Consider the following 12376-nt stretch of genomic DNA (forward strand, 5'->3'; position numbering starts at 1 on the left):
CCCTGAATGTGTCGGCGGGAATATTGGCGGTGTCCCGAAGCCTGCCGGAAAGTGCTTCCCGGCGTTCTGGACGCGCGGGTCAGGTGGTTCGCGCCGGAACCGATCGTGCCTTCATGCGCTCGCGCAGGCGCTGGAATGTCACATAGAGCATTGGCACCATAAAGATTCCGATCGAGCTTGCGCCGAGCATGCCGGCAAAGACGGCGGTCCCGACCGCCCTGCGGCTCAGTTCAGCGGCGCCGGTTGCGAGCACCAGCGGCAGCAGCCCGAGAATGAAGGCAACCGAGGTCATCATGACCGCGCGGAACCGCATATGCGCACCCTCGATCGCGGCCTCCGCAAGTTCCGTCCCGGCTTCTCGTCGCTCCTTCGCGAATTCCACGATCAGGATGCCGTTCTTGGCGGCAAGCGCGATCAGCACCACGAGGCCAATCTGGCCATACAGATCGAGATCGAGGCCGGCGATTTTGATCCCGATATAGGAGCCGAGCACGCCGACAACTACGGACAGCAGCACCGGGATCGGGATCACCGTGCTCTCATAGAGCGCCACCAGGAACAGATAGGCGAACAGCACGGCCAGCGCGAGCACCGCTCCGGTTTGTCCTGAAGCCTGTTGCTCCTGATAGGCGGTGCCGGTCCACTCGAAACTGTAGCCCGCGGGCAGTACGGCATTGGAGACCTCCGCCATGGCCGCTATCGCGGTGCCCGACGAGACGCCTGGCGCCGGGCTGCCATTCAACGTCACTGAGCGATAATTGTTGTAGCGGGTGATGACCTGAGGCCCGGTTACGATCTTGATGCCGGCGAGCGACCGCATCGGAACCATCTGACCGGTACTGTTGCGCACATAGATGCGCCAGATATCGGAAATGTCGGCGCGATCGAGCGCCTCGCCCTGCACGTTGACCTGCCAGGTGCGTCCATAGAGGTTGAAGTTGTTGACGTAGATGCCACCCAGCGTCGCCTGAAGGGCGGTGAAGATATCGCTAATGGTCACGCCGAGCGCCTGCGCCTTGCGGCGATCAATGTCGAGATAGATCGATGGATTGGTCGCGGTGAAGGTCGAGAATACGCGCGTCAGTCGTGGATCGGCATTGGCCGCTTCGATCAACGCACTCGTGACACTGGAAATCGCGGCTGGGTCCTGTCCTTCCAGCGCCTGGAGCTGGTATTCGAACCCGCCTGAGGTCGAGAGTCCGATGATCGGCGGCATATTGAACGGTAGCACATTGGCCTGCCGGATTTGCGCGCCGGCTGCGTAAGTCTGCCGGATCAACGCCTGCACCGAATCCGCGGCCGCCTTGCGATCGGCAAACGGCTTGAGGCGCGTCACCACCAGCGCACTGTTGGGCTCGGACGCCCCGTCGAGCAGGGAGAAACCTATGATGGCCAAGACGTGGTCGACCGCAGGCATCTGCGTCAGGACGCGCTCGATCTGTCCGGTGACCTCGCTGGTTCGCGTGACAGACGCGCCGTCCGGCAGCTGTATCGAGGTGAAGAAGGCGCCCTGGTCTTCCTCGGGAAGGAACCCTGTCGGAGTCAGGTGCGACATCCCGAAAATGCCGGCCGCGAACATTCCGGCGAGTATGAGCGAGAGGCTCGCCACGCGCAGCAGACGTCGTACACCGCCGCTGTAGCGGTCGCGAATCCAGTCGATGCCGTCAAGAACGCGTCCGATCATGCCGCGCCGCGGTCCGGTATGCCGTAGGATGAGCGCACACAAAGCGGGCGACAGGGTCAGCGCATTGAGCGCCGAGATTATCATGGCGGCGCTGATCGTCACCGCAAACTGCCGAAACAACGTGCCGGAAATGCCGGGAATGAAGGCGATCGGAACGAAGACGGAGAGCAGCACCAGCGTGATCGCAACAATCGGCGCCGTGATCTGCCTCATGGCCTTCTTGCTGGCCTCGGTCGGCGAAATATCCGGTTCTTCCTCCATCACACGCTCGACGTTCTCCACGACGACGATGGCGTCATCCACGACGATGCCGATGGCGAGCACCATTGCGAGCAGCGACACCGTATTCGCTGAATAGCCGAGCATCAGCAACACGGCGAAGGTGCCGACCAGGCTGACCGGCACGGCAACGGCCGGTATCACCGTCGCGCGAAGATTGCCGAGGAACACATAAACCACGATCACGACAAGGACGAATGCCTCGCCCAGCGTCCGCAGAACTTCCGAGATCGTATCTCGTACGAAGCTCGTGGAATCGTACTGCACGAGATAGCTCAACCCCGTCGGGAATCGCTTGGACAGCCGCTGCATCGTGGCTGCGACCGCCTGCGCGGTCGTTACGGCATTGGCGCCCGGCGCCAGATAGATCGCGAGAGGCACCGCGGCGCGCCCGTCGATCCTCGCTTCGCTGTCAAGGTTCTGCGCGCCCATCTCGACCCGGGCGACGTCCTTGACGAGCAGCGTCGAACCGTCCGGGTTTGCGCGCAGCACGATATTGGCGAACTGGTCGACCGTTGCGAGCCGCCCCAGGGTCTGCACGTTGAACTGGAATTGCTGGTCGTCGCTGATCGGACGCGCACCGATGCGGCCGACCGGCGCCTGGACGCTCTGCGTGCGAATTGCTGCGATCACGTCCGAGGGCGTGAGATTGAGGCTGGTCAGCCGCTGCGTATCGAACCAGATCCGCATCGAGTAATTCATCTTGGCGAACAGGTGAGCCTGGCCGACGCCGGGTGTGCTGGAGATCGCGTCGAGCACGTTGATGATCGCGTAATTGGTGATGAACAGCGGGTCCTGCTGACCTTCGGCGCTGTACAGCACCAGAAATTGCAGGATCGCCGACGATTTCTTCTGCACCGTCACGCCCTGCTGCTGTACCTCAGTGGGCAATTGCGACAGCGCGCTCTGCACCCGGTTGTTGACGTTGACGTGTGTTGATATCGGGGTCGGTGCCGAGCGCAAACGACACCGTCAGGGTGTAGCTGCCGTCGTTGCCGCTGGTCGATTTCATGTAGAGCGCACGATCGACACCGATCACTTGCGCTTCGAGGGGCTGAGCGACGCTGGTCTCCACGACCTCGGCAGACGCGCCGGGAAAGGTGCCGGCGACCGTGACCTGCGGCGGCACGATGTCCGGGAACTGCGCTACCGGGATCCGCGTCAGCGCGAGCGCGCCTGCGATGGTGATGATGAAGGCAACGACCATCGCAAGTCGCGGGCGATCAATGAAGACGGCGGACATCATGGTTTTTTGTCCTCCGGGCGCGTGGCGGTCGAGGCGCCACGGTCTGGCAACGAGGGTGCGTCGCTTGCGCCGGCCTTCATGCTCGACTGGATCAGCGCACTGGCCGGACCCGGCGAAACCGCCTGACCCGCACGAGCCCTTTGCAGGCCTTCGACGATGACCTTGTCGCCGGCGGCGAGGCCATTGATGACGGAAGCGATGGTGGGCGTCGACTGCCCAAGCTGGATACGGCGTTGTTCGGCCTTGTCGCCGGTGCCGACGATGAGAACGTAGTCGCCCTGCTGATCGGACAGCACCGCCGAACGCGGGACCGCCAACACCTCGATGGGCTGGATACCTTCCAGCACGACCGTAACGAATTCGCCGTCGGTCAGTTCGTGGACGGTCACGCCCGCGACGGACGGCGCGCGCAGGATCGGGTTGTCGATCTCGCCGCGCACGGTGATCGTGTCGGTATTCTGGGCGATCGTGTTGTCGACAAAGTTCAGCTTGCCGGACTGGCCATACATGCGGCCATTGGGCAGTCGCAGCCGGATCACCACGGCTTCCAGACCCCCTTGCGGTCCATAACGTTCGCGCAGTTCGAGTGCCTGACGCAGCGGCACCGGGAAGGTGACGTACATCGGATCCTGGCTGACGATCGTGGTCAGCACGCCCGAGCTTGGACCGACGACATTGCCTTCAGTCACGGCTGTGCGTCCGATCTTGCCGTCGATCGGCGCGCTGATCATGGTGTAGTCGAGGTTGATCTGGGACGCATTGACTTGTGCTTGTGCGGCCTGGACCTGGGCTTCCAGGCTGCGCTCGTTGGCGATCGCTGCGTCGTAGGTCGATTGCTGACCGGCTGGCCCACTGAGCAGCGTACGCGCGCGCTCGGTCGTCAGCTTGGCGTTCTCGAGCATCGCCTGGAGCTGGGCCACCTGCGCCTGCTTTGACGCAAGATCGGCCTCGAACGGGCCGCGCTCGAGCCGGTAGAGCGGGGCGCCCTTTTTGAGCTCGGCACCGTCGACGAACAGTCGCTGTTCCAGAGACGCGGTGACGCGAGCCACGATATTGACCCGATTGACCGCCTCGATCCGCCCGAGAAATTCGCTGCTCTCGGTGATCGGTCGCTTGATCGCTTCGACGATGCCGACAGCAGGCGGAGCGCTGGAGGCTGGCTGTGCTTAGGCCATGCCGCCAGCGATGAATGTCAGGAAACTCGCCGCCAGCATCCTGACCGAAATTTCCGCAAGGTCCATTGTCCGCTCCCGGCTCCAGGGCTTGGGACAAGCTGCTATCGCTGTCCGCGCGGGCCGAGTGTCAGGTTCGTAATCCCCGCCGCAAGGTTCAATCCGATTGATCGCTCGATCGACAGCGGCTGGAGCGCAATCGTCCGGCGAGAACCTCCGATGAGAACGTTTGCTCCGAGCCCGGGACCGAACGCGACATTGCCGCTCGCGCCCACGTAGCTCCCCCGCAGCGTGCCGGGGCCGACGCGCGAGTTCCTGGCGAAGACGGCCCATGAGAGGCTTCCGGCGCTGGTCACGCCGATGTCGAGACCAACCCGCCTGATCCGCCCGTCGTAGACGTACTGCCGAGTCGGGCGTGTGGTCGTGAATACGCAACGAAGCTCCTGCGCGGAGCCAAGCACCAGCCCAACGCGTGGTGTGCTGGCGCATATAAGCCGGCCGACTCGGAACGTTTCCGCGCGCGCGGGCAGGGCATCGGCGCACATCAAAGCGAATCCGCAGATGATTGCGAGAAGCAGGTTAATGCGCATTCAGGCCTCCGTTTGGCTTCCAGTGTTGTCGGGCAAGCTCGCTGGGCTGCGGTCCTGACGAAGCCAGAACGTGATACCGAGGCCAATCAGCAGGACGGCGCCCAACAGGAAGAAGATGATGGATTGCTGCAGCCAGGATATCGCCGGAACCGTGATGCCCATCGCAAGGCCGAGGAAGGCGATCTGGGCGGACTGGAGACTGACGCCGGCGAGGAATGTCCCGAGCGCGAGCAAGGTAAGGAGAACCAGGCTTGTCGCCGGCGTCGGCAGCAACTGCTGAACTCCGGATACCAGCATGATGTTCATCGCGACCAGAACGGCGACCCAATGTAGCGCCTGGGTCCAGATTAGCCGCCAGCGCTCCTCCCTGCCGTCGACCTCGGGCCACTTGTTGATGACGCAGACTACGCCGATGGCAAGAGCAAGGAATTCCCAATAGCCGACGAGAGGCTGATGCGAAGCATTGGTGTAGGCGACGCCCGCAATGGCGAGCACAAGCGCGACGATGTAGGGCAGCTGCTGCCACAGCAAGCGGGTCATCCCCGGATGTATTGACGGCGGACCCGTTGCGGCGTTCCGTTCAGCTTCGAGCTCGCTCATGCGGCACCTCAGGATCGTCCCTTGTTGACCACCAGCGGGGGATCGCCGAGATAGTCCTCGACGTAGAACCTGATGATCGCGACCCGGCCGACCGCGACGAGTGGCATGGCGAGCGCGATGCCCATGACGCCGAACATGGCGCCCAGCAGCACGATCGCCACCAAAGTCCAGGCCGGGGGGATTTCGACGGCTTGGCGCTGGATCAGGGGGCCGATCACGTATCCTTCGATCGACTGGATCAGGGTATACACGACAACGGCCCAGATCAGCGGCGATCCTCCGAGCGGCATAGCGACGAGCGCGATCGGAATTGCGGCGACGATCGGCCCGAGATACGGGACGAAGTTCGATAAGCCCGCCTGCAAACCAAGCAGGAAGGGACCAGGCAGCCCGATCCAGTAGAGCGCGATCCAGACGCACAGCGTCATCAGGACAATGCGGATAAGTTGTCCTACGAACCAGAGCCGCAGGACGCTTCCCATCTGGTCCATCACGCCGCGCATCCGTGCGCGATAGGACGGCTTCGCGAGTATGACGAGACTTTCGCGGTGGCTATCGGGATCGAAGGCGAAGAGGATGCCCAGGAACAGGATCACCAGCACGCCAGTCAGGAAGCTCGACGCCCCGCCAAGGACGAATTGGGCGTGGCTGAAGAACCGGCCTTGGTCGGAGACCAGCCATTGCGTGAAATCCCGGCCCCATTCGGGACCGAGCAGATCGACGCCATAGGTCAGAAGATGCTGCTGCAGGACGTCAAATTGGGTGTCCATGACCTTCAGCAAAAGACGAGTTTGCTCCGGAAGCTTGCCGGCTCCCCACACGAGGCCAAGTCCGACCGCCGCAGTGAGCAGCAGCAGCACCAAGGTCAGGCGCCAGATGCGACCGAGGCGGACGACAGGCGCAATCGCCCTTGCGGCGGCATCCAGAAGGGCTGCAAACAGCACGCCCGCGAAGATGATGAGCAGGCTCGAGACGGTTTTCCAGATCAAAAAGAGGGCCACGCATACGCCGAGCAGAGCGAGGCCCGTTGCGAGAATGCTGCGCGGGCCGTGTTCGATCGCCGGCGTCCTGCGGATCGCGCTCTCGTGGAGTTGCTCCTGTCCGGACGTCGCGTCGCTCATCGTGGGAACTCGAGGACTGCAGCTGGGACCGTCGCATCCGCCCATCAGGTACGAACACGGCGGCTGCCATAGTGAGGATGCGAGCCGCCGCGATGGCGCCAGTAGCGATGCTTGGTCGGGTTCGTATTCGTATTTGGTGTGGCGGCTGCGGGCGCTGTCGCTGCGGGTTTCGGCGCCGACGCGGTCGATTGCGCTTGGGAGAAAGACTCGGCTGCGCGGCCGCGATCGACCCGATTAGGATCAGAGAGCCGTAAACCTGCCGGACGTTCATGTTCGCCTCCATTTGGTCCCAACACCTCAGATCGAGATTGCACCCACGGCCAGCGCATAAACTCCGGCACAAGCAGCGAGCGTGATCGCGGCAAAGATGATCGCCTCGAACGGCTTGAAGACGGATTCCTTGCGCTCGCGCTTGGCCAGAACGAACAGAACCGTTCCCGGCGCGTAGAGTATCGATGACAGCAGAAGAAACGTTGGACCGCCCGCGTAGAGCATGCCCATGGCGTAGAGCGTTGCGATGGCCGAGCGGATCCCGTCGACGGTGCGGGCGCGTTCGCCGGCACGGTAGGAATTGCCGAGATATGACAGTTTGAGGCCGTACGCCGCGACCAGCAAATAGGGGATCAGCGTCATCGCGCTGGTCATCTTCAGGGCGACGGTGAACGCGTACTCCGCGAACCAGGTGACCAGAACGAAGGCTTGGATGACGCAGTTGGTGAGCCAGAGTGCTCCGACCGGGACTTCGTGTTTGTTCACGACCGCTAGAAAGGAGGGCATGGTGCGGTTGACGGCCGCGGAATGCAGCACCTCCGCAGCGAGCAGCGACCAAGAGAGGTAATTCCCGAGGATCGAGACCAGCAGCGCCAGGCTGATGAAAATGCCGCCCCATCGCCCGACCATCGCTTCCATCACGCCGGCCATCGACGGTGTCGGCAGGCCCGCGAGCTCCCGTCGCGGCAGCACCCCGTAGGATAGTATCGTCACAAGGACGAGAAGGCAGAGAACGGACAGGAATCCGGTGACGGTCGCAAATCCGATGTCGGAGCGGTCGCGGGCGTAGCGCGAATAAACGCTCGCACCCTCGATTCCGACGAAAACGAATACGGTGAGCAACATCGTGCTTCGGACCTGTGAGGACACCGCTACCGCGCCCGGCTGCTCGGTCCCCCAGAAATTCTGCGAGATCAGGTCCGGATCGAGGACGATGAACGCCACGCCGATGAAAAGCAGGATCGGAATGATCTTGGCGTAGGTCGCAATCGTGTTGAGCGTGGCGGCGTTCTTGATGCCTCGCAGTACGAGGAAATGGACGCTCCACAGGAGGAGGGATGCCGATGCGATCGCCGCCGGCGTCGTGCCGTCGCCGAAGATCGGAAGGAATTGGCCGATTGTCGCCTTGATCAGGATGAGGCAGGCGACGTCTGCGAGGCAGCATCCGATCCAATAGCCGGCCGCCGAAGCGAAGCCGATATATTCACCGAAGCCAGCCTTGGCATAGGCGTAGATGCCGGCGTCCAGGTCCGGCCGACGACGGGAGAGCGCCTGAAAAACGAAGGCGAGCATCAGCATGCCGGTGCCCGCGATGATCCAGGCGATCAACGTCCCGAGGACGCCCGTGGCGTGTCCAAACGATGCGGGCAGCGCGAAGATGCCGGAGCCGATCATCGACCCGATCACGAGCGCGATGAGCGCGCTACGCGAAAGCTTTTGGTCGACCTCGTTCGACGAAGGAGCCATGAGGAGAATGGCTTTCCGGCCGGAGATGAAGTGGGCGCGACCTCGAAATGAAACGGGACCGGCCACTCTTGGTCGAGATCTTAGAAGCGACCTCCCGGTCGGAACATCAGGGATTCCATGTAGAGGGCAATGTCGGAAATCGGCCCGACGGCGACCCCGCGGCAGCGGGACGCCGGCGGGGAGGAGCTGTGCTCTAATGCCGACTGGCCGGTCCAGGCGCCGCGGCGACGATCAGCACGAAGCTGGCGCGGCAGAATTCGCCTGCTTTTGCGATTTCTGCTGCGATACGTCTGGCGTGTACGACCGCGGCTTCCTGATCCACGTGCTCATATCCGGTCCCGTCCAGGCAGAGCCCGTACTTGTCGACGACATGAAAAAAGTAGCGCATGCGGATTGAGTAGGCCGCTGTGCCGCGAGCTACCAGTGACAAGCGTGTAAGGAATCTAGGCAAAAGGGATGAGGAACTCGCGCGCACGCTATGGTTCGCCGGCCACCAGCGCGTCCGGAGATAGGTATTGTATCTGCCTGCGATCGGGTGATCAGCTGATGTTCCAATCGCAGGCCGGCCGGTATTGTGCATACTTCCTGCCCAGACGCGAGGAGGCCAAGCGATGTCCGACTATGATCCGAACGCGACTTTCTCGACCACGGCTGGCACGTCGCCTGCGATCGACGTTGGATTACGCGGCTACATGCTGCGCATCTACAACTATATGGCCGCGGGCGTTGGCCTGACCGCCGTTGTTGCGTGGCTGACTTATGAGGTTACCGGTCCCGCATTGCTGGAGAGCCCGCTGATGTGGGTTTTCATTCTAGCTCCGCTCGGGCTGGTGTTTTTTATCGGAGCGCGCATCAATACGCTGTCGGCGGCAACGGCGCGGCTGTTGTTCTTCGTCTATGCCGCGTTGGTCGGTGTCTCGCTCTCGATCCTGCTGCACATCTACACCAGTGCCTCGATCACGCGCGTCTTCTTCATCGCGGCCGCAATGTTCGGAGCGCTCAGCATCTTCGGTTACTCCACAAGGCGAGATCTGTCCGGGCTTGGGAGCTTCCTGTTCATGGGCCTGATCGGCGTCATCGTCGCAAGCCTGATCAACCTCTTCCTGAGGTCGACGGGGCTCGATTGGTTGATCTCGATCGTCGGCGTCGGTGTCTTCGCGGGGCTTACTGCCTACGACACCCAGCGGATCAAGGCGATGTATGACAACAGGGACGACGAGACCACGGCAGGTCGCAAGTCCGTGATCGGGGCGCTGTCGCTCTATCTGAACTTCATCAATCTGTTCATGATGCTCCTGCGCCTCTTGGGCGGTCGGCGCTGAAGGCTAAGCTCGAGCGGTCGTTGTCGCGGACCGGCTTTGCTATCCTGCTCGTCGATCAATGACCGAAACGACTGCATCCATGTCGACGACGAGGAGCTTATCCACGGCACCGAACGTAGCCGCGCGCGCCGCCTGCGCGACTACCCAGGGCCTCCCTCTCAACCACGAGAAATGACTGGCGCGCCTCACCTCAGGTCGACGCTGGAAAGCAGAGACCGGCGGTTTCAGGAAACCGGTCGCTCCGCCGCGCTGGCGAGCGCGTCGCGCAGGATCTTTTCCTTGGTCTCGTCCAGAGAGGTCTTCAGCACGACCCCGCCGGCGTCCTTGATCTCGTTGAGGACCTTGTCGGCGGTCATGTTCTTGATCAGAACGAAGAGGGCCGCGTTGCCGGGGTGGAGCGATGCCGAAAGCTCCTTCACGAACGCGTCGTTGATGCCGAAATCGGTCAATGCGCCTCCCAGCGCTCCGGACGCGGCGCCGAGCGCCACACCGATGATCGGATTGAGGAAGAGGACGCCGATCAGGAGGCCCCAGAAGCTGCCGGAGATCGCGCCCGTCGCCGTGGTGTTGACGAGCTGGTTCAGCTTCACGCTGCCTGTTTCTGTCTTCACTGCGATGACGGCATCGCTGATGGAGATCAGATACTCTTTTTGCAACTTGAGCAGCCGCTGGCGGACGTCCTCGGCCTTCGCCTCGCTCGGGTACACGATCGCGACAAGATCAGACATGGAGGCCTCCGTTTACATTGAGGTAGCTCGTCCAGAAGGGACTGATCCCGGCTGCACGGTGCGACATCGAGACTAGAAGGTGAGAGGCCAACCCGGCATCCGAGAAAACCCTCGGGAGCAGGGAGGATGTTCCGGACCTGCCGGAACGCGAATCCTTCGCCGGCCTTAGAAATTCAATTGGCGGCGAACATCAGCGCGGCGAGCAGCAACGCGACCAGGAGGAGGGATATGGTGGCCGTCGACCATTGGCGAAGAATGCCGTCGCCCGCTTCGACGAGGCTGCCGAGTCCGATACAGGTTCGCCGCAAGGGGGCGATCAGCTGCATGATCGTTTTCCCGGCTGCCGAAAACGCCAGGGGATGCGGCCAGGGGCTGAGCAGGATCGCAAGCGCGGCACCTCCGAACACGGTTACGAGCAATTTGACGAGCGCTTCGACTCCGAGCAGTTTCGATTCCACGGTATATGTGATCGGCAAATACGGCTCCCATGGCAGCAGGCCAAGGAGTAGCGAGCAGAGTGCCAAGGCAAGCGCCGCCAAACCGCTGCCGCGTGGCAGCTTCGCGACGAGGGCGACCGGCTGATCCGAAGGCGAAAGCGCATGGGCAAGTACCAGAACGACATAGGCGGCCGTGAACATCCCGCCGACCTGAAGCACGCCAGCCCACCACCACTGTCCCGTCCTCGCCGCCTCCTGGAGCAACAACTCCTTCGCGAGGAACGCGCCGCTCGGTTGAATTCCCATCAGTGCGAAGCCGGCTAACCCGAAGGTCATGACGCTCAAGGGCAGTGCGCGTGCGGCGCCGCGGATCTCGGTGATGCGATCATGGCCCAGTCGTGCGTAGATCGACCCGACTGCCAGGAACATTGCCGCTTTCGCGGCGGCGTGGGAGATCGCCTGCATCAATCCGCCCGCCAGGGCCTGTCCCGTTTCGAGCCGTCCTGAGGCATCGAGAGCGAGTGGAAACAGCAGGAAAAGGTACCCGATCTGGGCCATTGTCGAATATGCGACGAGCAGCTTGAGGCGCTGCTGCCGCAGGGCGACGATGCTTCCGACCACGATCGCGCCGGCTCCCAACGCTGCGAGAAATTGTGCAGCGGCAAAGCCGGGCACGCCGGGCAGCACGTTGAACCACACCCGCAGGAGGATGAAGAACGATCCCTTCACGACCAGGCCGGACAGGATCGCGCTCGCTGCGGCCGGGGCGCCGGCGTGAGCGGGCGGCAGCCAGAGGTGTAGCGGAAACAGCGCGGTCTTGGCGAGGAGGCCGGTCGTCATCAACGCTGCCGCAATCAGCGCGCCGGGCTCCGTGGAGACGCGATGAGACAGCAGCACGATATCGAGCGTGCCGTAGAGGCCGTAGAGCAGCGCCGTGCCCATCAGGTAGAGGACGGACCCGACCAACGCGAAGAGAAGGTAGCGCAACGCTGCCTGAAGCGTCTCCGCCCGGCCCTCCAGAGAGACCAGCGGCACCGCGGCGAACGTCAGTAATTCCAAGGCAACGTAAAGGGTGAAGAGGTCGCCTCCGATGAAGATGGTGTTCAGCGCCGCCCAAACCGCCAGCAGAAGAATCCAGAATGCGAACGGTGCCCGGCCGTATCCTGCTGCAAGACGAAAATCGGCTGCGGCAAAAATGGCGACCGCACAGACTACGATGGCCGTGGCGGCGAGCATCACCGCCGACCATCCGTCCGCGCGCAGGGCCACCCCCAGAGGTGGCGGCCAGGCACCGAGCAGATAGACCATGTGACCGTCGTTCTGCGGCAACGCCAGGAGAACGCCCCCGGAAATTGCTAGGCCGACCGGTATGACCGTGAAGGCGACCCGCCGGACATAGCGGTCGCCGAGCGCGAACGCCAGCAGCACGCCCGCGACTGGCACGACGATCAACAGCACCA

Annotated in this window: 8 protein-coding genes and 2 pseudogenes; 1 reads left to right on the plus strand and 9 read right to left on the minus strand. The window is 62.9% G+C overall.

Annotated features, from left to right (window positions below; all coding sequences use genetic code 11):
* Positions 1-79 precede the first annotated feature (79 nt).
* From ACVWYI_RS15995 to ACVWYI_RS16025, 7 genes and pseudogenes are all read right to left on the minus strand, one after another.
* Positions 80-3209: pseudogene (locus tag ACVWYI_RS15995) on the minus strand (efflux RND transporter permease subunit).
* Positions 3206-4450: pseudogene (locus ACVWYI_RS16000) on the minus strand (efflux RND transporter periplasmic adaptor subunit). Before ACVWYI_RS16000 ends, ACVWYI_RS15995 begins: the two co-directional pseudogenes overlap by 4 nt.
* Before the next feature lie 35 nt (positions 4451-4485).
* Complete coding sequence (locus tag ACVWYI_RS16005) at positions 4486-4971, minus strand: DUF992 domain-containing protein (RefSeq protein WP_456650517.1); 486 nt, start codon at positions 4969-4971, stop codon at positions 4486-4488.
* On the minus strand, positions 4972-5571 hold the full coding sequence (locus tag ACVWYI_RS16010) for a hypothetical protein (protein ID WP_456662573.1): 600 nt from the start codon (positions 5569-5571) through the stop codon (positions 4972-4974).
* Between the two features lie 8 nt (positions 5572-5579).
* Entirely contained in the window at positions 5580-6692 is a 1113-nt protein-coding gene (locus ACVWYI_RS16015) for an AI-2E family transporter (RefSeq protein WP_456662574.1), read from the minus strand.
* 297 nt (positions 6693-6989) lie between these two features.
* A complete protein-coding gene (locus ACVWYI_RS16020; protein WP_456662575.1) occupies positions 6990-8429 on the minus strand; it encodes a basic amino acid/polyamine antiporter in 1440 nt (479 codons plus the stop codon).
* Positions 8430-8622: 193 nt separating this feature from the next.
* A complete protein-coding gene (locus tag ACVWYI_RS16025; RefSeq protein WP_456662576.1) occupies positions 8623-8817 on the minus strand; it encodes a DUF6894 family protein in 195 nt (64 codons plus the stop codon).
* A gap of 223 nt (positions 8818-9040) precedes the next feature.
* On the opposite strand from ACVWYI_RS16025, the gene ACVWYI_RS16030 reads away from it, so the two are divergent.
* Complete coding sequence (locus ACVWYI_RS16030) at positions 9041-9751, plus strand: Bax inhibitor-1/YccA family protein (RefSeq protein ID WP_456662577.1); 711 nt, start codon at positions 9041-9043, stop codon at positions 9749-9751.
* Positions 9752-9975: 224 nt separating this feature from the next.
* On the opposite strand, the gene ACVWYI_RS16035 is transcribed toward ACVWYI_RS16030, so the two are convergent.
* A complete protein-coding gene (locus ACVWYI_RS16035) occupies positions 9976-10479 on the minus strand; it encodes a DUF1269 domain-containing protein (protein WP_456662578.1) in 504 nt (167 codons plus the stop codon).
* 173 nt (positions 10480-10652) lie between these two features.
* Positions 10653-12374, minus strand: a complete 1722-nt coding sequence (locus tag ACVWYI_RS16040; protein ID WP_456662579.1) for a complex I subunit 5 family protein — start codon at positions 12372-12374, stop codon at positions 10653-10655.
* Positions 12375-12376: the final 2 nt, after the last annotated feature.

This window comes from Bradyrhizobium sp. LB13.1, assembly GCF_054056815.1.

Excerpts from the sequence above, each read along its gene's own strand:
- ACVWYI_RS16005 (WP_456650517.1), bottom strand. The coding sequence starts at position 4,971 with ATGCGCATTAACCTGCTTCTCGCAATCATCTGCGGATTCGCTTTGATG.
- ACVWYI_RS16015 (WP_456662574.1), bottom strand. The coding sequence starts at position 6,692 with ATGAGCGACGCGACGTCCGGACAGGAGCAACTCCACGAGAGCGCGATC.
- ACVWYI_RS16020 (WP_456662575.1), bottom strand. The coding sequence starts at position 8,429 with ATGGCTCCTTCGTCGAACGAGGTCGACCAAAAGCTTTCGCGTAGCGCG.
- ACVWYI_RS16025 (WP_456662576.1), bottom strand. The coding sequence starts at position 8,817 with ATGCGCTACTTTTTTCATGTCGTCGACAAGTACGGGCTCTGCCTGGAC.
- ACVWYI_RS16035 (WP_456662578.1), bottom strand. The coding sequence starts at position 10,479 with ATGTCTGATCTTGTCGCGATCGTGTACCCGAGCGAGGCGAAGGCCGAG.
- ACVWYI_RS16010 (WP_456662573.1), bottom strand. The coding sequence starts at position 5,571 with ATGAGCGAGCTCGAAGCTGAACGGAACGCCGCAACGGGTCCGCCGTCA.
- ACVWYI_RS16030 (WP_456662577.1), top strand. The coding sequence starts at position 9,041 with ATGTCCGACTATGATCCGAACGCGACTTTCTCGACCACGGCTGGCACG.